Origin of the sequence: Streptococcus sp. KHUD_014, assembly GCF_051106275.1 — a bacterium.
Taxonomy (GTDB): Bacteria; Bacillota; Bacilli; order Lactobacillales; family Streptococcaceae; genus Streptococcus.
This window is the reverse complement of the sequence record NZ_CP193666.1, coordinates 1,912,445-1,936,301: the sequence shown is the minus strand read 5'-3', so window position 1 is coordinate 1,936,301 and position 23,857 is coordinate 1,912,445. Positions and strand designations below refer to the sequence as shown.

Genomic DNA, 23,857 nt, shown 5'->3' with positions numbered 1-23,857 from the left:
TCACTTTTTTTGGTATAATGGAAAGCAACAATGGACTAGAAAGAAGTAACATGCAAGATAAGATTGTCATCCATGGGGCACGCGCCCATAATTTAAAAAATATTGATGTGGAAATTCCACGTGACAAGCTAGTTGTGGTGACGGGACTGTCGGGTTCGGGCAAGTCCAGTCTTGCCTTTGATACCCTTTATGCAGAAGGGCAACGCCGTTATGTGGAGAGTCTATCAGCCTACGCTCGTCAGTTTTTGGGCAATATGGAAAAGCCAGATGTGGACTCTATCGATGGTCTTAGTCCTGCCATTTCCATTGACCAGAAAACGACTAGTAAAAATCCTCGTTCGACCGTTGGGACAACGACGGAAATCAACGACTACCTACGTCTCCTCTATGCTCGTGTAGGAACACCCTACTGTATCAATGGACATGGGGCTATCAAGGCTTCGTCTGTTGAACAGATTGTAGACAAGGTCTTGGAATTGCCAGAACGTCAGCGCTTGCAGATTTTAGCGCCTGTCATTCGTAAGAAAAAAGGGCAACACAAGACGCTGATTGAAAAGATTCAAAAGGATGGCTACGTTCGTGTCCGTGTCGATGGGGTTGTCTATGATGTGACCGAAGTTCCTGAACTTGAAAAGAATAAGCAACACAACATCGATGTGGTGGTAGACCGTATTATCATCAAAGAAGGTATCCGTAGTCGTCTCTTTGACTCCATCGAAGCCGCCCTTCGTATTGCTGAAGGTTATGTAGTTATCGATACTATGGACGATTCAGAGTTGCTCTTTTCAGAACACTATGCCTGTCCAGTATGTGGTTTTACAGTTCCAGAGCTAGAACCTCGTCTCTTCTCCTTCAATGCACCTTTTGGCTCTTGTAGCGAGTGTGATGGTTTGGGAATCAAGCTAGAGGTTGATACGGATTTAGTTGTACCAGATGCTAGTAAGACTCTTCGTGAAGGGGCCTTGGCACCCTGGAATCCTATCTCTTCTAACTATTATCCAAACATGCTGGAACAAGCCATGACAGCCTTTGGAGTGGACATGGATACTCCTTTTGAGGCCTTGTCAGAGGAGGATAAGAATCTCATTTTCTATGGTTCAGATGGTAAAGAGTTCCATTTCCACTATGAAAATGAATTCGGCGGAGTTCGTGATATCGACATTCCTTTTGAAGGTGTTATAGGAAATATTAAACGACGCTACCATGAAACCAATAGCGACTACACCCGCACACAGATGCGCCTTTATATGAATGAGCTAACCTGTGGTACTTGTCATGGTTATCGTCTTAATGACCAGGCCTTATCTGTTCGTGTAGGAGGAGAGAAAGGACCTCATATCGGAGAAATTTCAGACCTCTCCATCGCAGACCATTTGGAAGCTATTGATCAGTTGAGCCTATCAAAAAACGAAGCCATCATTGCTCGTCCGATTCTTAAGGAAATCAAAGACCGCTTGACCTTCCTCAATAATGTCGGTCTCAACTATCTGACCCTTTCTCGTTCTGCAGGAACATTATCAGGTGGGGAGAGCCAACGTATTCGCTTGGCGACTCAGATTGGTTCCAATCTCTCAGGAGTCCTCTATATCTTAGATGAACCGTCAATCGGTCTTCACCAGAGGGATAATGACCGTCTGATTGCCAGTCTGAAAAAGATGCGTGATTTAGGGAATACTCTCATTGTGGTGGAACACGATGAAGATACCATGCGAGAGGCTGATTATCTGATAGACGTCGGCCCTGGTGCAGGGGTCTTTGGTGGAGAGATTGTTGCCGCAGGAACGCCCAAGCAAGTGGCTCGCAACAGCAAGTCCATCACAGGGCAGTATTTGGCAGGGAAACGTGCCATTCCAGTACCGACGGAACGCCGTATAGGCAATGGTCGCTTTATTGAGGTGACTGGGGCGCGTGAAAACAACCTACAAAATGTCACTGCCCGTTTCCCACTCGGGAAATTCATTGCGGTGACGGGTGTGTCAGGTTCTGGGAAATCTACCTTGATTAACAGCATCCTCAAAAAAGCCATTGCTCAAAAATTAAATCGCAATTCAGACAAACCTGGGAAGTTTAAGACTATTACAGGAATCGAGCATATCGACCGTCTGATAGACATTGACCAAAGTCCAATAGGACGAACACCGAGGTCTAATCCCGCTACTTATACAGGTGTTTTCGATGACATCCGAGACCTCTTTGCTCAGACAAATGAGGCTAAGATTCGTGGCTATAAGAAAGGGCGTTTCAGTTTTAACGTCAAAGGCGGTCGCTGCGAGGCTTGCTCGGGTGATGGGATTATCAAGATTGAGATGCACTTCTTGCCAGATGTTTACGTGGCTTGTGAAGTCTGTCATGGAACCCGCTACAATAGTGAAACGCTTGAAGTTCATTACAAGGAAAAGAATATTTCGCAAGTCTTGGATATGACCGTCAACGATGCGGTGGAGTTCTTCCAACACATTCCAAAGATTCAACGTAAACTTCAGACTATCAAGGATGTGGGACTTGGTTATGTGACCTTAGGACAACCTGCTACCACCCTTTCTGGTGGAGAAGCTCAGCGTATGAAGCTGGCTAGTGAACTCCACAAGCGCTCGACAGGTAAGTCTTTCTACATTTTAGATGAGCCGACAACTGGTTTGCATACTGAGGACATCGCTCGACTACTCACCGTTTTGTCTCGCTTTGTAGATGATGGTAATACAGTTCTCGTGATTGAGCACAATCTGGATGTTATCAAAACAGCAGACCATATTATCGACTTAGGACCAGAAGGTGGTGTTGGTGGTGGAACTATTATCGCAACAGGAACACCAGAAGAAGTAGCTACTAATGAAGCTAGCTATACAGGACAGTATTTGAAAGGAAAGTTACATCATGAATAAACGTGTGCAAGCATTTCTCGATAAAATGCAAGAAAAAGAACTAGATGGAATCATTATCAATAACCTTAAAAATGTCTACTATTTGACAGGATTTTGGGGTTCAAATGGTACGGTCTTTATCAGTCGTGACCGTCAAATTTTGGTGACGGATGCCCGCTATATCATCGCTGCTAAGCAGGAAGTTACTGGTTTTGAGATTTTTGCAGAACGTGATGAGTTGGCTGTTATTGCAAAGATTGCAAAAGAAATGGGCCTTTCTCGTATCGGGTTTGAAGATGAAATCTCGGTTTCTTATTACCACCGCATGCAAGCCGCTTTTGAAGGTTTGGAATTAATTCCTCAGACACAGTTTGTTGAAGCGCTTCGCATGATTAAGGATGAGACAGAGATTGCGACTATTCGCAAGGCTTGTTCCATTTCTGACCAAGCTTTCCACGATGCCCTTGACTTTATCAAGCCAGGGAAGACCGAAATTGAAATTGCCAACTTTCTTGATTTCCGTATGCGTGAGCTGGGAGCGGCAGGTTTGTCTTTTGATACCATTCTAGCGAGCGGCATCAACTCTTCTAAACCCCATGCTCACCCAATGCACAAGCCAGTAGAACTAGGCGAAGCTATTACTATGGACTTTGGGTGCCTTTACGAGCATTATGTGAGTGACATGACAAGAACTATCTACCTAGGCCATGTCAGCGACGAACAAGCAGAAATTTACAACACCGTTTTGAAGGCTAACCAAGCATTGATTGACCAAGCTAAGGCTGGCTTAGGTTTCCGTGACTTTGATAAAATCCCTCGTGACATCATTGTGGAAGCAGGTTATGGACAATACTTTACACACGGTATCGGACACGGTATCGGGCTTGATATCCACGAAGAACCTTACTTTAGCCAAACTTCAACAGATGTCATTAAATCTGGGATGACTTTGACAGATGAACCGGGCATTTATATCGAAGGTAAGTATGGAGTTCGTATCGAAGACGACATCCTGATTACAGATACCGGTTGTGAGTTATTAACCCTTGCTCCAAAAGAATTAATCGTAATCTAAGAAAAATGAGATAAATCGTTGACTTTTACTAGTTAAAGGTTTATACTGAAAGGCGAAAACGGTAGGTGAGGCTACCATAGGGATACGGATGACTACCGCAAAGCAGTGGAGACACTACTCGTTGGTCAACAGTCCTGGTCGCGAAGGTCAAGACTAAGCTCATTACATCGCCCTATGGAGTTAAAGCTTGAACGAAAACAGATAATTAGTTTTTTAGTCCTGCCATTTTATGGCAGGATTTTCTGCTGTTTTAAAACAAAGAAAGGAGACAAACGATGCAAATTGACGATCATCCAGAACCGCACATACACAGCCAATCGCTGATTTGTGTCGTTTTGTCCTTATAAAGCGATTGGTTCCTGTGTATGAAATCATCATTCATACAGATAGGAGAAACCAATGAAAACTACAAAAGAAAGACTAGCAGTAGCTATTCAAACTCCATTAAAAGATAGTCTAGCTTTTTACCATACAAGTCTAAAAGGCTTAGACCAAGAACAAGTTGAAGAAAACCGTGACCTATATGGTGAAAACACCATCACCAAGGGTCAAGAGGATTCCATCTTTAAAAAGATTTATGAGTCCATTATCAATCCTTTCACAATCATTTTGCTTGTGATTGCCTTTATTTCTCTCGTTACAAACGTTTGGCTTGCCAAACCTGGCCAAGAGGACCCTACGACCTCTATTATTATCGTTGTCTTGGTTTTGATTTCAGGAGGCATCCGTTTTGTACAAGAGTTGCGGAGCGACAAGGCGACAACCAATCTTTCAAAAATGATTGTCAACACTGCAACTGTTATTCGCGATGGTCTTGAACAAGAATTGCCAATCGATGAGTTGGTTGTGGGAGATCTCGTGAAATTGAGCGCTGGAGATATGATTCCAGCAGATGTCATCTTATTCGAGTCGCGCGACTTTTTCGTTCAACAGTCAGGTTTGACTGGAGAAAGTGATGCAGTTGAAAAGCTAGCTTTAAATAAAGCCACTGGTCAAAATGTAGATAGCCTCTTAGAAGCAGAATCTTTGGCCTTCATGGGGACAAACGTTATCTCAGGAAGTGCGACAGCTATGGTTCTAGCAGTTGGTGATGACACCATGATGGGAGCCATTGAGCAAACTCTCAACACTTATGATGAACCGACTTCTTTTGAGCGTGAAATGAACAGCATTTCTTGGCTCTTGATCCGCTTGATGCTTGTCATGGTTCCAATCGTGTTTTTTGCAAATGGTTTAACCGATGGGGACTGGCTAGAGGCTGGAGTATTTGCCTTGAGCGTGGGTGTCGGACTGACACCAGAAATGCTTCCGATGATTATTACAGCCAGCTTAGCAAAAGGTTCCATTATCATGGCCAAGGAAAAGGTAGTCATCAAAAAACTCAATGCTATCCAAGACTTAGGAGCAATTGATATCCTATGTACAGATAAAACTGGAACTCTAACGCAAGATGAGATTGTCTTAGAATACCCTTTGGATATCCATGGTGATTTGGATATGGCGGTCTTAAGAAGAGCTTATCTAAATTCACATTTCCAAACCGGTTTGAAAAACTTGATGGACCGTGCCATTATCAGTAGAACTGAAAAAGAAGCCAAAGAACACGCTATCCTACAAAATCTAGATATCAGTTTTCAAAAAATTGACGAGCTTCCATTTGACTTTGAGCGCAGACGCATGAGTGTTATCGTCAAAGATGATAGCAATGTTGTTAGTATGGTGACCAAAGGCGCTTTAGAAGAAATGTTGAACATTTCGACACATGTGGAATATCGTGGAGAAATAATCTCTATTACGGAAGGTATTCGGCAAGAAGTACTGGCAGAAGTTGGTCAATTAAACCGTCAAGGCTTGCGTGTCTTAGGTGTTGGCTATAAATCAGGTTTACGTGAAGACTATGCCTATGCTGTGGATGATGAAAGTGATATGATTCTGACGGGTTACCTTGCCTTCTTGGATCCACCAAAACCATCTGCAGCACCCGCTATCCAAGCTTTGCTTGAGCATGGTGTCAGAACAAAAATTTTAACTGGAGATAACGAAAAAGTAACCCAAGCTATCTGTGAAAAGGTTGGATTGGACGTTGAACATATGCTCTTAGGTGCTGACATTGATCAAATGACAGACCAAGAATTGGCAGAAGTGGTTGAAAAAGTAACAGTCTTTGCTAAATTGTCACCTGATCAAAAAGCGCGGATTATTCTACAGTTAAAGAAAAATGGTCACGGTGTTGGTTATATGGGGGACGGTATTAATGACGCTCCATCTATGAAGGTGGCAGATGTCGGTATTTCTGTAGATACAGCAGTCGATATCGCCAAGGAAACAGCGGATGTTATCTTGCTAGACAAGGATCTCATGGTTCTTGAAACTGGTATCGTTGAGGGCCGTAAGGTCTACGCCAACATGACCAAATATATTAAGATGACCGTTAGTTCAAACTTTGGGAATATCTTCTCACTATTGGTTGCAAGTATTTTCTTACCATTTTTACCAATGGCTCCTGTTCATCTCATTGTCCTAAACCTAGTCTATGATTTGTCTTGTGTGGCATTGCCATTTGATAATGTGGATCAAGACTTCCTCAAACAACCCCATACATGGGAAGCAAAATCCATTACGCGATTTATGGTTTGGATGGGACCAATCTCATCTGTCTTTGATATTTTGACCTTTATCTTCCTCTACTTTATCATTGTTCCTTTGGTGACTGGCCATCATTATGTTCATGGGTCAGAATCTGCTCTTCAGTTTATTATCTTGTTCCAAACAGGATGGTTCATCGAATCTATGTGGTCTCAAACCATGGTCATCCATATGCTTCGTACAGCAAAAGTTCCTTTTGTACAAAGCAGACCAGCTTGGCTTGTGATTTTGATGACACTGGTTGCAGCCTTTTTCGTAACCAGTCTACCTTATGGACCGCTAGTAAATATCCTTCGTCTAGCACCCTTAGGGCTTCCTTACTTCTTATTCTTAATCTGTATTATTTTCTTGTATATGTTTAGCGTTACAGTTATTAAGAAGTTTTACATTAAGAAGTATAAAGAATGGTTATAGTTCGTATTTTGTCAAGAAAAAAGTTCAAAAATTGCCAAAAAAGTTAAAATTTTTTAAAAATAGGTCGCAAGTCCGATGTTTTTTATGGTATAATAGTCTAAACTGATAGTAACATGTAGCGAAAGGGGTAGGTACATGATCAAAATTTATACAGTCTCAAGTTGTACTAGCTGTAAAAAAGCGAAGACCTGGCTCAATGCCCACCAGTTAAGTTATAAAGAACAAAACCTCGGTAAGGAAGGAATTTCGAGAGAAGAACTACTTGATATTTTGACAAAAACAGACAATGGAATTGCAAGTATCGTATCATCAAAAAATCGTTATGCAAAGGCCCTTGGTGTTGATATCGAAGATTTGAGTGTGAATGAAGTGCTCAACCTGATTATGGAAACACCACGTATCTTGAAAAGTCCGATTCTTGTAGATGAGAAACGCCTACAAGTCGGCTATAAAGAAGACGATATCCGTGCCTTTTTGCCACGCTCTGTCCGTAATGTGGAAAATGCAGAAGCGCGTTTACGTGCGGCTCTATAAAACATCAAGGCTGGGAGTGACTCCTGGCCTTCTCTAATATTTAATACTCTTCGAAAATCAAATTCAAACCACGTCAGCTTCACCTTGCCGTACTCAAGTACAGCCTGCGGCTAGCTTCCTAGTTTGCTCTTTGATTTTCATTGAGCACAAATTTGATAACATGTGAGGATTTATGAAAAAGTTAGTCATTGGAACATTCGCAGCACTATTTTTGCTCGTTGGATGTGGTCAGAAAAAAGAAACAGCAGCTTCAACTACTGAGAGTTCTCAAGAAGCTCTACAGTCTACCTTGCCCGTATTAGAAAATGCAACCAAGAATACAGTTGTTACCAAGACCTTAGTTTTACCAGCTGATGAGAGTGGAGCACAGCAAACTCAAATCATTACTTACAAAGGCAATCAATTTTTAAGCTTGACCATTCAGCAAAAACGTCCCGTATCAGAAGATTTAAAAACTTATATTTCTGAACGTGGATTAGACGAAGCTAAAAAAGCTCTTAAAGAAGCTGAGGACAAGGATGAGTCTGTGCAAGCAGCTCGAAAAATTTCAGGCTTTACCATTGAAACGACTCTTTTAAATGAGAAAGAAATGGAAACCAAGACTAGCTATGATTTCCAAACGATGGATATTAAAAAAGCCAGTGAAAACGAATACTTGAAGAATGTTGGACTGGAAAATCTATTGAAAAACGAACCAGAGGACTATATTGCTAATCGTGTTGCAAATGGGGCAACAGTCCAGTAAAAAGTCAGAGAAAATCAGCAGAATCAGACTGTGTGATTTGTAGAACGACCGCGAATGTGCTATAATAGTACTATTCTAAGGAAAGAGGGTGTTAGAATGGGATTTACTGAAGAAACCGTACGTTTTAAATTGGACGATTCCAATAAAAAAGAAATCAGTGAAACATTGACAGATGTCTATGCTTCTTTGAATGAAAAGGGCTATAACCCTATTAACCAGATCGTGGGCTATGTTCTCAGTGGAGACCCAGCTTACGTTCCTCGTTATAACAATGCACGAAATCAAATCCGTAAGTATGAGCGAGATGAAATCGTTGAAGAACTGGTTCGCTACTACCTTAAAGGACAAGGAGTCGATCTATAATCTATGAGAATTATGGGATTGGACGTTGGTTCAAAAACGGTAGGGGTAGCGATTAGTGATCCACTTGGGTTTACGGCTCAAGGGCTTGAAATCATCCAAATCAATGAAGAACAAGGTCAGTTTGGTTTTGAACGTCTCAAAGAATTGGTTGAAGCCTATAAAGTGGAGCAGTTTGTTGTCGGTTTGCCTAAAAACATGAACAACACAAGTGGCCCACGGGTGGAAGCTAGCCAGGCATATGGCGAGAAGTTGGTAGAGCTCTTTGGCTTACCGGTAGATTATCAAGATGAACGCTTGACTACGGTTGCCGCTGAGCGTATGTTGATTGAGCAAGCAGATATTAGTCGCAATAAGCGAAAGAAAGTCATTGATAAGTTAGCAGCTCAGCTGATTTTACAAAATTATTTAGATAGAAAATTTTAATATAAAGGAGAGGCTATGTCACACGATCATAACCACGACCACGAAGAACGTGAATTAATTACACTAGTAGATGAGCAAGGAAACGAAACTTTGTTTGAAATCCTTTTGACCATTGACGGAAAAGAAGAATTTGGTAAAAACTATGTCCTTCTTGTACCAGTTAATGCAGAAGAAGATGAAAACGGAGAAGTTGAAATCCAAGCTTACTCATTCATCGAAAATGAAGATGGAACAGAAGGCGAATTGCAACCAATCCCTGAAGATTCAGAAGATGAATGGAACATGATTGAAGAAGTCTTCAACAGCTTTATGGAGGAGTGATACAGTCTGGTAGACTGTATCAGCCCAGTTCCTTGAAATAAGAGAGAACTGGTAAGTCCAGTGGACGTTTTTAGCCTGACGCTAAAAATAAAAACCGTCAGTAAGTTCGGGGGATGTTTTTACCCCAACTCTTTGAATTAAGAGAGAGCTAGTAAGTCTGGTAGACTGTATCAGCCCAGTTCCTTGAAATAAGAGAGAACTGGTAAGTCCGGTGGACGTTTTTAGCCTGACGCTAAAAATAAAATTTAGCTAGTATCTAGCAAAATGAGTAAAAAGCGAAGAGAATCTTCGCTTTTTTATTAAGGAGATAAGCATGATTGAAGTAGAAAAATGGCTTCATAGTCGGATTGGATTGAATTTTAGATCAGGATTGGGACGGATGCAAAGAGCAGTAGATTTGCTGGGGAATCCTGAGCAAACCTATCCAATTATTCATGTGACAGGGACAAATGGCAAGGGGTCAACTATTGCTTTTATGAGGGAGCTTTTTGCTAGTCATGGAAAGAAGGTGGGGACCTTTACTTCGCCCCACATTGTCAGCATCCATGACCGTATCTGCATTAATGGCGCCCCCGTATCGGACGCAGATTTTATTCGTTTAGCAGATCAAGTCAAGACGATGGAGCAAAAACTTTTAGAAACCCACGATCAGCTATCTTTTTTTGAGTTGCTGACCTTGATTGCTCTACTCTATTTTAAAGAACAAGAGGTGGATCTAGTTCTATTAGAAGTTGGGATTGGTGGACTTCTTGATACCACTAATGTGGTGACTGGAGAGATTGCAGTTATTACATCAATCGGCCTAGATCATCAGGAGACCTTGGGCAATAGTCTGGAAGAAATCGCTAAACAGAAAGCAGGAATTTTTAAGCCAGAAAGAGTAGCAGTGATTGCAAACTTAGTACCGGAAGCACAGATTGTTTGTCAAAAGATTGCGGAAGATTTAGGTGTGACTCTCTATCAAGCTGACAAAGATTTTTCTTTCAAAGAAGGACAGTTTTCTTCAGCTCTAGCGGAACTGGGACAATTAAAACTAGGTTTGGAAGGAGTCTATCAAGAGGAAAATGCAGCTCTTGCCTTGCAAACTTTCCTATTATTTATGGCACAAAGAGACGAGAAAGTAGATCAAGAAGCAGTACGTGCTGCCTTGCAAGCTACTAAATGGGCTGGAAGGCTAGAAGCTGTCACTGAGCACATCTATTTGGACGGGGCTCACAATTTACCAGCTCTAGAGCGTTTGGTTGAGTTTATCCAAGAACAAATCCAGCAAGGGTATCAGCCTCAAATCCTATTTGGTGCCCTAAAGCGGAAAGATTATAGTGGAATGCTTACTTATTTAACAGAGCATTTACCTGATGTAGCTCTCTATGTTACGAGTTTTGACTATCAGGGTTCCTTGGAAGAGCAAGACTTTGGAGATTATACAAGTATTGCTTCATATCGAGATTTTATAGATGGCTTTGAAGCTTCTGCAGGGGAGAAGGACTTGCTTTTTGTGACAGGTTCCCTCTATTTTATATCTGAGGTTCGTGCCTATCTTGTGAATGTTTGACCCCGCTCTCTTTATTTGATATAGTAGGGGTGAAATGGCTCAGCAGTATTATGCTACTTCATAGTTGTTAAAAGAAAGGAGACCCTATGTCACTAAAAAAATTCACACTTTCTCTTGCTGCTGTAGCAAGTCTTAGTCTCTTAGTTGCTTGCTCCCTAAAAGCGCAGTCAACTCCTTCCTCTCAAGCAAGTACTAGTGCAGAAGCGAGCATTAGTCAGAAATCGGAAACATCTGCTTCTAGTTCAACAGCTAGTTCAGTAACTAATATTGATGGAACCTATACGGGACAAGATGATGGCGATACCATTACCTTGGTCGTTACTGGAAATACTGGAACATGGACGGAAGTAGAGCCTGATGGGGATCAGAAAATTAAAAAGGTAACCTTCGAACCAGAAAACCAGCGAGTCTTTGTTGGAGACGATATTAAGGTTTATGTAGCAGAAGAAAACCAGATTATCATTGATGATATGGATCGTGAAATTTCAGACCGTATCGTGTTAAAGAAATAAACATTATTTGTAGGGATTTGAATCTAAATAAAACAGATTCAAGTCCTTTTTTCTTCCATCAATTTCTGGTGATTAAAAAATTCCATACTTTTAAGGTAGTTGAGTTCTACCCAAAAGTACAGAATGGATGATGTTAAAGGAAGAGTTCCTGTAAAAAGTGAGCAACCCCATCTTCCTCGTTGGTTAGTGGCAACTGTTGGTCAGCGAAAGGAAGTAGAGCAGGATTAGCATTTTTCATAGCATATCCTTTGCCTGCAAAGGAAAGCATCTCTTGGTCATTGTGTTCGTCGCCAAAGGCAATCAAGTTTTTTCTATCCACATTCATGACATTGAGAAGGTATTCAAGGGCAAAGGCCTTGTGAACTCCTTTGGGTGTACATTCGAGGATGTTTAAAGGACCACCCCAAGTGTTAATATTTAGTTGGTGCTTGTAAAACAGATTCATCTCTTCTGCTAGGGCATATTTGTCACTTGCGCGAGTCTGCAATAAAATGCAGTTAGGATCCTTGGTGACAAGCTCAGAATTAAATTGATTTTCAGGTTTGAAGTTTTCAACACCAAATAACCTAGGGTCGGCAATCTCCTTGTCGGGAGCCGTAATGTAGAACTTTTTACGGTATTCACCAGCGATAAAGTCTGCCTCGATTTCCTCTTTTCGTTGAACCATATCTAAGAGATATTTTTTATCAACAGTCAGGCATTTTTCATGCTCCCAAACCTTACCAGGCAGGTGAGTGAGCGAACCATTGAAATTGATCATAGGCGTTTCAAGTTCAAGCTGGTCATAAAAATCTTTAGCCATACGATAAGGGCGACCTGTTGCAATCACGACATGGTGGCCCTTTTTAGATATTTGTTTGATAGTATCCTTGGTAAAATCCGATAGTTTGCTTTCGCCATTAAGTAAGGTTCCGTCCAAGTCGACGGCAATCATTTTTTTAGTCATAAGATCCTCCCGAATCTAGTTTCAGATAAGATGTTTTCTATTATATCAAAAAGCGGAGAGAAAAGCTGACTCTAAGTGAAATGCGGGAGAACAATATCTATTAGTGTTTTTTAATTTTTTAAAAAAACACCTTGAAAAGGTGAATGATTGATGATATAATGGTTTCATTGTTCGTAAAATGACAAAGGAGATTAAAAATGGACAAACTATTTAAACTAAAAGAGCACGGGACAGATGTCCGAACAGAGGTGCTTGCTGGTTTAACAACATTCTTTGCAATGAGTTATATTCTCTTTGTAAACCCTCAAATGCTTTCACAAACTGGAATGCCAGTTCAAGGTGTTTTCTTAGCGACAATCATTGGTTCGGTTGTAGGAACTTCAATGATGGCCTTCTATGCGAATTTGCCATATGCTCAGGCACCAGGTATGGGTCTAAATGCCTTCTTTACCTTTACGGTTGTATTTGGGATGGGCTATACATGGCAAGAAGCCTTAGGTATGGTCTTCATCTGTGGGATTATTTCCTTGATTATTACATTAACCAATGTTCGTAAAATGATTATCGAATCCATTCCTACAACTCTTCGTTCAGCAATCTCAGCTGGTATTGGCGTTTTCCTTGCCTATGTCGGTATTAAGAATGCTGGTCTTTTGAAATTCTCAATTGACCCAGGGACTTATACAGTTGCAGGTGAAGGGGCAGATAAGGCTCAAGCAGCACTTACTGCAAACTCAGCAGCTGTTCCAGGATTGGTAGACTTCAACACTCCAGCTGTCTTGGTAGCTCTTGCAGGTCTTGCCATTACTATCTTCTTCGTTGTTAAGGGGATCAAAGGTGGTATCATCCTTTCTATCTTAACAACTACAGTTCTTGCAATTGCAGTTGGTGTTGTTGATTTGTCTAGTATTGATTTTGCAAGCAACAATCTTTCATCAGCGATTAACGATTTGGGAACTTTGTTTGGCGCAGGTCTTGGATCAGAAGGTTTAGGGTCTTTGATTTCAAATACTTCTCGTTTACCAGAAACTTTGATGGCTATTCTTGCCTTCTCATTGACTGATATTTTTGATACAATCGGTACTCTTATCGGTACAGGTGAAAAAGTTGGTATCGTTGCAACAAACGGTGAAAACCATGAGTCAGATAAATTGGATAAGGCTCTTTACTCTGACTTGGTAGCGACTTCAGTTGGTGCCATTGCTGGTACTTCAAACGTTACAACTTATATCGAATCAGCAGCAGGTATCGGTGCTGGTGGACGTACTGGTTTGACAGCATTAGTAGTTGCTATCTGTTTCGCCCTATCTAGCTTCTTTAGCCCACTTCTTGCTATTGTTCCTTCAGCAGCAACAGCACCAATTTTGATTATCGTCGGAATCATGATGCTCTCTAACTTAAAAAACATCCCTTGGGATGATATGTCAGAAGCAGTGCCTGCTTTCTTCACATCTATCTTTATGGGATTCAGCTACTCAATCACTCAGGGGATTGCGATTGGTTTCCTAACTTACACTTTGACGAAAATTGTTAAAGGTCAAATTAAAGATGTTCATGCAATGATTTGGATTTTGGATGCTTTGTTCATCTTGAACTACATCAGCATGGCTCTAAACTAAGGACAAAAACTTAAAAATGAGGGAGGGCGGGATTTTTCCCGACCTCCTTTTTGTGGGCAGTGAATTTTTAAAATGCCTGATGATTGGTTTTTTTACTATCCAAATATTTCTTAACCAAAGTTTCATTTTTAAGATTCATAAACTTTAACAATTCAGTCTATTACTGATGCTCCGCTGGTCTGGGATTAGGAAAAGGAGATTTGGACCATCGATTTCTGTCCCACAACTTCGTTTTTTGTTGATGGAAATGTCACAAAAGAAAACTTTTTGGTATAATAGTAACATGTACACAAAAAATGAAGATGAGCTGATAGCACTTGGGAAAGAGCTAGGTTCTCTGCTAGAAAAAAATGATGTTTTGATTTTAACTGGTGAATTAGGTGCTGGGAAAACGACCTTAACAAAAGGTCTGGCAAAGGGGTTAGAGATTCATCAAATGATTAAGAGTCCAACCTATACCATCGTTAGAGAGTATGAAGGTCGTCTACCCTTGTATCATTTAGATGTTTATCGCATCGAAGGAGATGCCGACTCGATTGACCTAGATGAGTTTCTTTTTGGAGAAGGTGTAACAGTTATTGAGTGGGGACATCTGCTAGGAGAAGACCTGCCTAAAGACTATCTAGAGTTAGAAATCTTGAAAACAGATGAGGGACGAGAAATTAACTTTCACCCTTATGGTAGCAGGGCTACAGACTTAGTAAAGAGGTTGACGGATGGAGTATGATCTTTTAATTCGTGAGGCAGAAATCCATGATGCCTCAGCCGTCATTAACCTTCTGGATCAGATAGGACAAGAGTCGACTTTTACTAGTTTGGATGAAAATGGAATCTCAATGAGTGAGTCTGAGATGGAGTTGTTCATTGACCAACAAGCCCAGTCAGATAATCAAATCACCCTACTAGCTTTTTTGAATGATGATCTTGCAGGCATAATCAATATTACAGCCGATCAACGACCGCGGGTCCGTCATATCGGAGATGTTTTCTTGGGAATCAAGAAAGTTTTTTGGGGCTGTGGCCTTGGTAGTATCTTGATGAAAGAAGCGATTGAATGGGCTAAATCTAGCGGTAGTATTCGCCGCTTACAATTGACAGTACAAAAACGCAATACAGCTGCCGTTCATTTGTATGAAAAAATGGGTTTTATCATAGAAGGATCACAGGAACGTGGTGCTTGTATAGAAGGAGGAGAGTTTCTAGATGTTTACCTGATGGGTCAACTGATAGACGAATAAGAGTATGGTAAAAAAAATAATTGGAATGTTTTTGGGTTTGGTCCTTGTGACAGTGCTAGGTGTAGGAGCTTATGCCTATACAATTTATCAGCAAAGTACGCAGACTCTAGCCAAAACCTATAAAAAAATCGGGGAAGAAACCAAGGTAATTGAAGCAACTGAGCCACTGACGATTTTACTGATGGGTGTGGACACGGGGAACGTTGAACGTACAGACCCATGGGCAGGTAACAGTGATTCGATGATCTTGGTGACAGTAAACCCTAAAACCAAGAAAACTATCATGATGAGTTTGGAGCGTGATATTCTGACGCAAATCCAGCATTCAGACGGTAGTGTAAGTGAGGCTAAACTCAATGCTGCCTATGCTAATGGTGGCGCAGAGCTGGCTATTTCAACTATTGAAAAGATGATGAATATCCACATCGACCGTTATGTGATGGTCAACATGCATGGCCTTCAAAGAATGGTTGATGCTGTGGGTGGAATTACAGTCAACAACACTCTTGGTTTCCCAATTTCTATTCAAGATCAGGAACCTTTTAATACGATTTCGATTGGAGTCGGTGAGCAAACCCTCAATGGTGAAGAAGCCCTTGTTTATTCACGCATGCGTTATCAGGATCCTGAAGGGGACTATGGTCGTCAAAAACGCCAGCGTGAAGTGATTCAAAAGGTTGTCGAGAAAATTCTTAGTTTGAACAGTGTGAGTCACTACCAAGAGATTCTGAAGGCTCTTAGTGACAACATGCAGACAAATATCGAGATTACAACGACAACCATTCCTCAGTTGATGGGTTATCAAGATTCCTTTAAAAATATCGAAACCCAACAATTACGTGGTGAAGGTGAAATGATTGACGGGATTTCTTACCAAATCGTTTCTGGTGAGCATATACTAGAGATGCAAAATCTTTTACGCCGTTCGCTCGGACAACCAGAGGTTACGAATTTGGAGACCAATATAGTCTTGTATGAGAATCTTTTTGGCCACTTGCCACCATCTTCTGAAGAGTCAGAATAACAAGAAATTATCCATCAAATCGTAGGAATTATCCTGCGATTTTTTCAAAGAAATTCGAATAGGTAAGTAGGAGGAAAAAATGAAAGCAGAAATTATAGCTGTCGGGACAGAGATTTTGACAGGTCAGATTGTCAATACCAATGCGCAATTCTTGTCTGAAAAGTTGGCTGAAATCGGTGTAGATGTCTATTTTCAGACAGCTGTAGGAGATAACGAGGCTCGTCTCTTATCCTTGTTAGAAATTGCTCAGAATCGCAGTAGTCTAGTCATTTTAACAGGTGGCTTGGGGCCGACGGAAGATGATTTGACCAAGCAAACTTTGGCCCAATTTTTGGGACGTGACTTGACTTTTGATCCTCAGGCTCAGGCTAAACTGGATGATTTTTTTGCTTACCGACCAGACTATGCTAGAACACCAAATAATGAACGCCAGGCTCAAATCGTTCAAGGTTCAACTCCATTACCAAACGAAACAGGGCTGGCAGTCGGTGGCATGATCGAGGTGGCTAGGGTAACCTACGTCGTTCTACCAGGACCTCCAAGTGAATTGAAACCCATGGTCTTAAATGAGCTGCTTCCGAGATTGACAACGGGCTCTAAACTCTATTCACGTGTCCTGCGTTTCTTTGGGATTGGTGAGAGCCAGTTAGTGACCATTCTATCAGATTTAATTGACCAGCAGACAGATCCAACCTTGGCGCCTTATGCTAAAACTGGGGAAGTGACCCTTCGCTTATCGACCAAGGCTAAGAGTCAAGAAGACGCGGATCGTGTTCTAGATGCTCTAGAACAAAAAATCCTTGAAAGAGAAACCTTTGAGGGTGTTTCACTTCGAGAAATTTGCTATGGCTATGGGGAAGAAACTAGCTTGGCTAGCCTGGTAGTAGAAGAGTTGAAAAAGCAAAAGAAAACCATCACTGCAGCAGAAAGCTTGACTGCAGGTCTTTTTCAAGCAACTTTAGCAGATTTTTCAGGTGTATCTGCTATCTTTAAAGGTGGTTTTGTGACCTATAGCTTTGAAGAAAAATCTAAGATGCTTGATATTCCACAAGCTGAATTGGAAAAACATGGAGTCGTCTCAGCCTTTACTGCTGAAAAAATGGCTGAACAGGCGCGCATCAAAACCCAGTCAGATTTTGGAATTAGTTTGACGGGAGTAGCTGGGCCAGATAGTCTAGAAGGACATCCAGCAGGTACAGTTTTTATTGCTTTGGCGCAAGCTTCGGGGACAGAAGTTATCCAGGCCAATATCGCAGGCAGAAGTCGAGCTGATGTCCGAGAAATTGCAGTCTTACATGCCTTTAACCTAGTTCGCAAAGCTTTATTAAGTGATGGAGATTTGTTATAATAGAAGAAGGTCTAAGGACTATTAGAATACAGGAGAATAAAATGGCGAAAAAACCAACAAAAAAATTAGACGAAATTGGCAAAAAATTCGGTGCTGATCGTGAAAAAGCCTTGAATGATGCCCTTAAATTGATCGAAAAAGACTTTGGTAAAGGGTCAATCATGCGCTTGGGTGAACGTGCAGAGCAAAAGGTCCAAGTGATGAGTTCAGGTTCTTTGGCTCTTGATATCGCACTCGGATCAGGTGGTTATCCAAAGGGACGTATCATTGAAATCTACGGACCAGAATCATCAGGTAAGACAACAGTTGCCCTTCATGCGGTAGCGCAAGCGCAAAAAGAAGGCGGAATTGCAGCCTTTATCGATGCGGAACACGCTCTTGATCCAGCCTATGCAGCAGCTCTTGGGGTTAACATTGATGAATTGCTCTTGTCACAACCAGACTCAGGTGAGCAAGGTCTTGAAATTGCAGGGAAATTGATTGATTCAGGTGCCGTTGACCTTGTTGTTATCGACTCAGTTGCTGCCCTTGTACCTCGTGCGGAAATCGATGGAGATATCGGAGATAGCCACGTTGGTCTTCAAGCTCGTATGATGAGCCAGGCTATGCGTAAACTTGGTGCTTCTATTAACAAGACAAAGACAATTGCTATCTTCATCAACCAATTGCGTGAAAAAGTAGGGGTTATGTTTGGTAATCCAGAAACAACTCCTGGTGGACGTGCTCTTAAATTTTACGCTTCTGTTCGTTTGGATGTTCGTGGAAGCACACAAATCAAGGGAACTGGTGATCAAAAAGATACGAGCGTAGGTAAGGAAACCAAGATTAAGGTTGTTAAAAACAAGGTGGCTCCACCATTTAAAGAAGCCTTTGTTGAAATCATGTATGGTGAAGGGATTTCAAGAACTGGTGAGCTTTTGAAGATTGCAAGTGATCTGGACATCATCAAGAAGGCAGGAGCATGGTACTCTTATAAAGACGAAAAGATCGGTCAAGGTTCTGAAAATGCTAAGAAATACTTGGCGGATCACCCAGAAATTTTTGACGAGATTGACCACCAAGTTCGTGTCAAGTTTGGCTTGATTGAAGATGATGCAGTAGCCGATGAAAAAGTTGCACCTGTAGAATCAGAAGTAGCTAATCAAGAAGTGACTCTTGACCTTGGCGATGATCTTGAAATCGAAATTGAAGATTAAAAAGTGAAAGTGGTGGAGGAATCCCCACTTTTTCTGCTATATGAGAATAAAGAAACAAGGTTATGAGAGCAGGAATGACAGATTTTCACAGTAAAAATTAGGAAGACTATTGAAAAAGATTTGATTTGGTTATGAAATAAATTAAAAGAAAAATTAGTATAAGGAGATTATTATGGAAAAACGTCTAGTTCGTAATGTTCAAGATAAAAAAATTGCTGGTGTTTGTGCAGGACTTGCTGACTATTTAGACATTGACGCAACACTTGTTCGTGGACTTTGGATTCTTTTCACATTGCTAGGTGGATCAGGAATTCTTGCTTACCTCATTTTTTGGCTCATCATGCCAGAAGTTGGAACAGAAGCGTAAACTTAGTGCATCTTTATGAGATAAATCATGATAAGAGAGTGGGACAGAAATCGGTAATTCGTTAGAATTCGATTTCGTCGTCCCACCTCCGCACAGTTGAGTAGAGATGTAAAAGCTGATGAAATCAGCGTAGTAGAGTCCACTTAACCACTGCGTCTTGCTCGACAATCCAAAGACAATTGAGAGGCTAGGACTTTTGTCCCAGCCTCTTATTTGTGATATGCGGTGATAATTTTGTCCAAGTTTTCATCTTATTTCGGAATCACAAAAAAATCACCTGTAGTGCAGGTGATTGGGTATTCATTGTAGAGAAATTTGCAGTTTCTTACTGGGAAGTTCAAGACTGCAGTATAGGTTAGTGGTCGCTGAAACGACGGTACTCGATGTGGAAGTCGAAATAATTTTCTTCTTGCAATTTTTGGAAGATATCACGGTAGGCTTCTTCATCAAAGTGGTCGCCACGATATAGAATTTCAAAACTAAGACCTTCGTACTCCAAAAAGGCATTGGCGGTTTTGAAGCCATTTTGTTTATAGAATTCCATGCGGGCTTTTCGCTGTTCGAGGTTATCGCATTCCTCATCCAAACGTTCAACTTCAAGAATCATGGTACGCTGGTAAAAATCAATCAGCTTTTCAATGATTTCTTTGCCATAGCCGTGGCTACGCAAATGAGGCATAATGGCAAAAAAGCTTATGTAGAAAGCCTTTTGATTGGAAATGGCAAAGGCAAATCCTACAAATTCCTCTTCGTTGTAAAAGGCGAAAAAGTGGGCATCGTCTCGATCCTGATATTGTAAAAATTCAGACAGGGACACTCGCTCTTCTTCAGGAAAGGCTTCGATATTTAACTTTTCAACTTTCTCAAGGTCTGGAAATACATCTGTAATTAATTGGCTGGTTAAGCTCATGCATAAACTCCTTTTCTGTCACGATTATACCAAATTGTTAGTTTCTAGGCAACCGCTTTCTTGGGAGTTAGAGGCTAAGTCTGACCTTGTTCCTCTTCTAGAAAGCTGATATAATAGCCTTATGAATAAAAAATCAACTGTGGACCTGATTCATGGTCCCATCCTTCCCTCGCTTTTGAGCTTCGCCTTTCCAATCTTGTTGTCTAATATCTTTCAGCAACTCTACAATACGGCTGATATTTTGATTGTTGGACGTTTTCTAGGCCCATCCTCCTTGGCGGCTGTTGGAGCAACAACGGCTATTTTCGACTTGATTATCGGTTTTGCTCTCGGAGTTGGCAATGGAATGGGAGTGGTGATTGCCCGCTATTATGGAGCCCGTAACTTTTCAAAGATTAAAGAAGCTGTCGCAGCCACTTGGATCTTAGGAGCCCTTTTAAGTGTGATTGTTATGGCGATAGGCTTTGTCGGCCTCTATCCACTTCTCCAATATCTAGAAACTCCTACAGAGATTCTCCCCCAGTCTTACGATTATATCTCCATGATTGTCAGCTGTGTCGGCGTCAGCTTTGCCTACAATCTCTTTGCAGGTTTATTGCGGTCAGTTGGTGATAGCCTTGCGGCGCTTGGCTTTTTGATTTTTTCAGCTCTGATCAATGTCGCCCTTGACTTGTACTTTATCACACAACTGCAATTGGGAGTCCAGTCTGCAGGTCTTGCGACAATCATATCGCAAGGTTTATCAGCTCTTCTCTGCTTTTTCTATATCCGCAGGAGTGTGCCTGAGTTGCTGCCTAGTCTCAAGCATTTTAAGTGGGACAAGGCTCTCTATGTAGATCTTTTGGAGCAAGGCTTAGCTATGGGGATGATGGGTTCTATTGTCTCTATTGGTAGCGTCATTTTACAATCATCGGTTAATAGTTTTGGAGCAGTCATTATCAGTGCTCAAACGGCGGCAAGGCGTATTATGGCCTTTGCTTTACTACCGATGACCTCTATTTCGGCCTCCATAACGACTTTCACCTCTCAAAACTATGGAGCCAAGCGACCAGACCGCATTGTCCAAGGACTTCGGATTTCTAGTCGTTTGAGTATGTCTTGGGCAGCCTTTGTCTGTATTTTCCTATTCTTTGCCAGTCCTGCCTTGGTCTCCTTCCTGGCAAGCTCGACAGACTCTTATTTGGTAGAAAATGGCACTTTGTATCTGCGCATCAGTTCTACTTTTTATCCCATCTTGAGTCTCTTGCTGATTTATCGGAATTGCTTGCAAGGTTTAGGGCAAAAGCTCCTTCCTTTGGTATCTAGTTTTATTGAGCTCATAGGAAAGATTGCTTTTGTTGCTTGGATTATTCCTTGGTCTGGCTATTTAGGTGTTATTTTTTGCGAACCCCTGATCTGGCTAGTCATGACCATCCAACTTTACTTCTCGCTCTTCAAGCACCCTTGGATAAAGGAGGGCAAGGAGCTCTTGCTGAGTGGAGTGAAATCCTAGCTTGATTTACAAAAGAAAAATCCGTTTCCTCTAGTGAAAATCGGATAGACTTGTGTTATAATAAGAAAGATTAAAATGTGAAAAAAGGAGATTCCTAATGGGACGTAAATGGGCCAATATCGTAGCCAAGAAAACGGCTAAAGATGGAGCTAACTCTAAAGTATATGCAAAATTTGGTGTAGAAATCTATGTGGCAGCTAAAAAAGGTGATCCAGATCCAGAATCAAACTCAGCTTTGAAATTCGTTATCGACCGTGCTAAACAAGCGCAAGTGCCAAAACACGTTATTGATAAAGCAATCGATAAAGCAAAAGGAAACACAGACGAAACCTTTACAGAAGGACGTTACGAAGGCTTTGGACCAAATGGTTCTATGCTCATCGTGGATACCTTGACTTCAAACGTTAACCGTACAGCTGCCAATGTACGTGCTGCCTTTGGTAAAAACGGCGGAAACATGGGAGCTTCAGGTTCTGTATCTTACCTCTTTGACAACAAGGGTGTCATCGTATTTTCAGGTGACGATGCGGATGCAATCTTTGAACTTTTGCTAGAAGCAGATGTCGATGTAGACGATGTAGAAGCAGAAGAAGGAACAATCACCGTTTACACAGCTCCAACTGATCTTCACAAGGCTATCGTTGCTTTGCGTGAGTCTGGTATCGAAGAATTCCAAGTAACAGAACTTGAGATGATTCCTCAATCAGAAGTTGAGTTGTCAGGTGAAGATTTAGAAACATTTGAAAAACTCTACGGAGTCCTTGAAGACGACGAAGATGTCCAAAAGATTTATACGAACGTTGATGGGTTCTAATACAAAAAAACAGTGCCAAGTCACTGTTTTTTGCTTGTAGCAAATTCATAAAGTTTTTCTGCAGTTAGGAGAGCCATTTTGTCCATACTTGTTTTTCCTTTTCTAAGATCCGAAATGGTAGACCAAGGAACATCAGCACCTTGTGAAATCGCAGATGTAGAAATGGAACTATCTAATAATTCTTGAATAACTTTTCTCATTTTATTTGTCCTTTTCGTTTTTAGATAAATATAGACGTTGATTGCCATTATAAAAACAGCTATTGAACTAACAATTGGTTTCCCTCTTTTCATTTGATAAAATAGAAGTTCGAGGGGCTTTCGTATCTACTTCTTAGCATTTCTTTTTTCTTTCACTGGGTTTGGGCTTACATCTTTTGTTTTGCGATAGACGTTACTGTTTTAGGGGAATTATCTATCGCCTTTTCAAGTTTTTTGAGCCGATCTTCTTTGTAGATCTCAGCAAGCTCTTATCTTGACTATATTATATCACGGTACGCCGACAGAGCCAAGAGTTTTTATAAAGTTTAAAAAATAAGGTGAAAATGTCGTAAACCTCTGAAAAACTCAGCTATTTTATAAGATATTGGGTCACTTGGAAATATATGTGAGAAAATTCTAGAAAGTAGATGGATTTTAATAAAAAGCGAACAGTTTTGATGCTGTTCGCTTTTTATTTTATGTTAGATTCTGATACCAGTATCATGTTGTTTTCGTGATTCTAGGCCGATTGAAAATTTATGAATCAGAAGAAATTGACCATTTTTCTGCTTTACAAAGTTTAAAACAACTGCCTTACTAGGTGAACCAAGGGATAGATAGGAGATTCTTTTTGTTTCTTGATTATCAAGATTTGATTCTGACTCAGAATCTGGAATTCCATGTTCTCTGATAATATCACTGTAGTTGGTACCCCCTTGCCCTTGGTTGGATGGGTCTCCCTCTATTAAGGCATCAAACTGGTCTTGGGTCCAGGTAAAGATCTCTTCTTCCTCTTCGTTTTCGTATTCATCAATGATACTATTTGGCCAATCTTCATTTGTTGGTTCTTCCATGAGATAATTAGAAGAGCTGCGATAGCCTCTTATAAAATCAGCGAAGATAGGAGTGAATAGCAATTGGCTTATCAGTACAATGATAATGGAAATGAGGCCAAAACTTGAACCTATCATAGCTAATGTTTTTTGATTTTGGAGATTGAGGCCGATACCGATGACTCCTAAGATCAAGGCAACAAATCCAAGGAGAAAGGCTAGACTATTGATAATTGGTATCCGAGAGCTGAGAAGAGCACCAGCTCCAAAAATGACAGCAAGGATTCCTAAGGTTTTATACTCTTCTTGTTTCATTTGAAAATTCTCCCACTTCTAGTGTAATCAGATAAGTTAGGCTTATTATAGATAAATTATCTACTATTGTCAATGATTAGAAAATAGTTCTCATAGAAACTTTTTTCTT

At 41.0% G+C, this 23,857-nt stretch carries 23 protein-coding genes and 1 riboswitch; of the genes, 19 read left to right on the top strand and 4 right to left on the bottom strand.

All coding sequences use genetic code 11. From position 1 onward, the window contains the following. Positions 1-50: 50 nt before the first annotated feature. The 10 genes from uvrA to ACORHT_RS09275 all read left to right on the top strand — a co-directional run bounded on the left by uvrA (position 51) and on the right by ACORHT_RS09275 (position 11,446). A complete protein-coding gene (gene uvrA, locus ACORHT_RS09320; protein WP_434350125.1) occupies positions 51-2,882 on the top strand; it encodes an excinuclease ABC subunit UvrA in 2,832 nt (943 codons plus the stop codon). Continuing rightward, complete coding sequence (locus tag ACORHT_RS09315; RefSeq protein WP_434350124.1) at positions 2,875-3,936, top strand: M24 family metallopeptidase; 1,062 nt, start codon at positions 2,875-2,877, stop codon at positions 3,934-3,936. The genes uvrA and ACORHT_RS09315 overlap by 8 nt, the downstream gene beginning before the upstream one ends. Positions 3,937-3,989: 53 nt before the next feature. After that, positions 3,990-4,143: riboswitch (M-box (ykoK) riboswitch) on the top strand. 192 nt (positions 4,144-4,335) lie between these two features. Further along, positions 4,336-6,996: a magnesium-translocating P-type ATPase gene (gene mgtA / locus ACORHT_RS09310; protein ID WP_434350123.1), complete on the top strand. Its 2,661-nt coding sequence runs from the start codon at positions 4,336-4,338 to the stop codon at positions 6,994-6,996. Positions 6,997-7,131: 135 nt separating this feature from the next. Further along, positions 7,132-7,530: a transcriptional regulator Spx gene (gene spx, locus ACORHT_RS09305; RefSeq protein ID WP_000591164.1), complete on the top strand. Its 399-nt coding sequence runs from the start codon at positions 7,132-7,134 to the stop codon at positions 7,528-7,530. A gap of 172 nt (positions 7,531-7,702) precedes the next feature. Continuing rightward, positions 7,703-8,275: an SP0191 family lipoprotein gene (locus ACORHT_RS09300; RefSeq protein WP_075229630.1), complete on the top strand. Its 573-nt coding sequence runs from the start codon at positions 7,703-7,705 to the stop codon at positions 8,273-8,275. 96 nt (positions 8,276-8,371) lie between these two features. Further along, positions 8,372-8,638: an IreB family regulatory phosphoprotein gene (locus tag ACORHT_RS09295; protein WP_000507060.1), complete on the top strand. Its 267-nt coding sequence runs from the start codon at positions 8,372-8,374 to the stop codon at positions 8,636-8,638. Between the two features lie 3 nt (positions 8,639-8,641). Beyond that, positions 8,642-9,061: a Holliday junction resolvase RuvX gene (ruvX, locus tag ACORHT_RS09290; RefSeq protein ID WP_311522501.1), complete on the top strand. Its 420-nt coding sequence runs from the start codon at positions 8,642-8,644 to the stop codon at positions 9,059-9,061. Positions 9,062-9,076: 15 nt separating this feature from the next. Beyond that, positions 9,077-9,382 (top strand): DUF1292 domain-containing protein, encoded by a 306-nt coding sequence (locus ACORHT_RS09285; protein ID WP_000017624.1) that lies wholly within the window; start codon positions 9,077-9,079, stop codon positions 9,380-9,382. Positions 9,383-9,695: 313 nt separating this feature from the next. Next, complete coding sequence (locus ACORHT_RS09280) at positions 9,696-10,934, top strand: bifunctional folylpolyglutamate synthase/dihydrofolate synthase (RefSeq protein WP_434350122.1); 1,239 nt, start codon at positions 9,696-9,698, stop codon at positions 10,932-10,934. Between the two features lie 86 nt (positions 10,935-11,020). Continuing rightward, entirely contained in the window at positions 11,021-11,446 is a 426-nt protein-coding gene (locus ACORHT_RS09275) for an SP_0198 family lipoprotein (RefSeq protein ID WP_434350121.1), read from the top strand. A gap of 133 nt (positions 11,447-11,579) precedes the next feature. Here the strand turns inward: ACORHT_RS09275 and ACORHT_RS09270 are convergent, their stop codons facing one another. Further along, entirely contained in the window at positions 11,580-12,392 is an 813-nt protein-coding gene (locus ACORHT_RS09270; RefSeq protein ID WP_434350120.1) for a Cof-type HAD-IIB family hydrolase, read from the bottom strand. A 197-nt stretch (positions 12,393-12,589) separates the two neighbouring features. Here ACORHT_RS09270 and ACORHT_RS09265 point away from each other — a divergent pair, with 197 nt between their 5' ends. The 7 genes from ACORHT_RS09265 (at position 12,590) to ACORHT_RS09235 (ending at position 19,184) form a co-directional block, all read left to right on the top strand. Continuing rightward, positions 12,590-14,011: an NCS2 family permease gene (locus ACORHT_RS09265; protein WP_434350119.1), complete on the top strand. Its 1,422-nt coding sequence runs from the start codon at positions 12,590-12,592 to the stop codon at positions 14,009-14,011. 283 nt (positions 14,012-14,294) lie between these two features. After that, positions 14,295-14,738, top strand: coding sequence for a tRNA (adenosine(37)-N6)-threonylcarbamoyltransferase complex ATPase subunit type 1 TsaE (gene tsaE / locus ACORHT_RS09260; protein WP_414270563.1), 444 nt, complete (start codon positions 14,295-14,297; stop codon positions 14,736-14,738). Then, positions 14,728-15,249, top strand: coding sequence for a GNAT family N-acetyltransferase (locus tag ACORHT_RS09255; RefSeq protein WP_434350118.1), 522 nt, complete (start codon positions 14,728-14,730; stop codon positions 15,247-15,249). Before tsaE ends, ACORHT_RS09255 begins: the two co-directional genes overlap by 11 nt. 4 nt (positions 15,250-15,253) lie before the next feature. Further along, on the top strand, positions 15,254-16,273 hold the full coding sequence (gene brpA / locus ACORHT_RS09250; RefSeq protein ID WP_434350117.1) for a biofilm formation/cell division transcriptional regulator BrpA: 1,020 nt from the start codon (positions 15,254-15,256) through the stop codon (positions 16,271-16,273). Between the two features lie 79 nt (positions 16,274-16,352). Next, entirely contained in the window at positions 16,353-17,621 is a 1,269-nt protein-coding gene (locus ACORHT_RS09245) for a competence/damage-inducible protein A (RefSeq protein ID WP_075232347.1), read from the top strand. Positions 17,622-17,662: 41 nt separating this feature from the next. Further along, positions 17,663-18,817 (top strand): recombinase RecA, encoded by a 1,155-nt coding sequence (recA, locus tag ACORHT_RS09240; RefSeq protein WP_049502853.1) that lies wholly within the window; start codon positions 17,663-17,665, stop codon positions 18,815-18,817. A gap of 172 nt (positions 18,818-18,989) precedes the next feature. Next, on the top strand, positions 18,990-19,184 hold the full coding sequence (locus ACORHT_RS09235) for a PspC domain-containing protein (protein WP_075232348.1): 195 nt from the start codon (positions 18,990-18,992) through the stop codon (positions 19,182-19,184). A 355-nt stretch (positions 19,185-19,539) separates the two neighbouring features. Here ACORHT_RS09235 and ACORHT_RS09230 read toward each other — a convergent pair whose 3' ends face one another. After that, positions 19,540-20,094 (bottom strand): GNAT family N-acetyltransferase, encoded by a 555-nt coding sequence (locus ACORHT_RS09230; protein ID WP_049549179.1) that lies wholly within the window; start codon positions 20,092-20,094, stop codon positions 19,540-19,542. Between the two features lie 121 nt (positions 20,095-20,215). On the opposite strand from ACORHT_RS09230, the gene ACORHT_RS09225 reads away from it, so the two are divergent. Both ACORHT_RS09225 and ACORHT_RS09220 read left to right on the top strand, forming a co-directional pair. After that, the gene (locus ACORHT_RS09225) at positions 20,216-21,586 is read left to right on the top strand and encodes an MATE family efflux transporter (RefSeq protein ID WP_434350116.1); all 1,371 of its coding nucleotides are present in this window, start codon (positions 20,216-20,218) and stop codon (positions 21,584-21,586) included. A 97-nt stretch (positions 21,587-21,683) separates the two neighbouring features. Next, on the top strand, positions 21,684-22,400 hold the full coding sequence (locus tag ACORHT_RS09220; protein WP_434350115.1) for a YebC/PmpR family DNA-binding transcriptional regulator: 717 nt from the start codon (positions 21,684-21,686) through the stop codon (positions 22,398-22,400). 20 nt (positions 22,401-22,420) lie between these two features. Here the strand turns inward: ACORHT_RS09220 and ACORHT_RS09215 are convergent, their stop codons facing one another. After that, positions 22,421-22,600 carry a hypothetical protein gene (locus ACORHT_RS09215; protein WP_434350114.1) on the bottom strand — a complete coding sequence of 60 codons (180 nt, stop codon included), beginning with the start codon at positions 22,598-22,600 and terminating at the stop codon, positions 22,421-22,423. A 482-nt stretch (positions 22,601-23,082) separates the two neighbouring features. Continuing rightward, positions 23,083-23,748: a hypothetical protein gene (locus ACORHT_RS09210; protein WP_434350113.1), complete on the bottom strand. Its 666-nt coding sequence runs from the start codon at positions 23,746-23,748 to the stop codon at positions 23,083-23,085. Positions 23,749-23,857 lie beyond the last annotated feature (109 nt).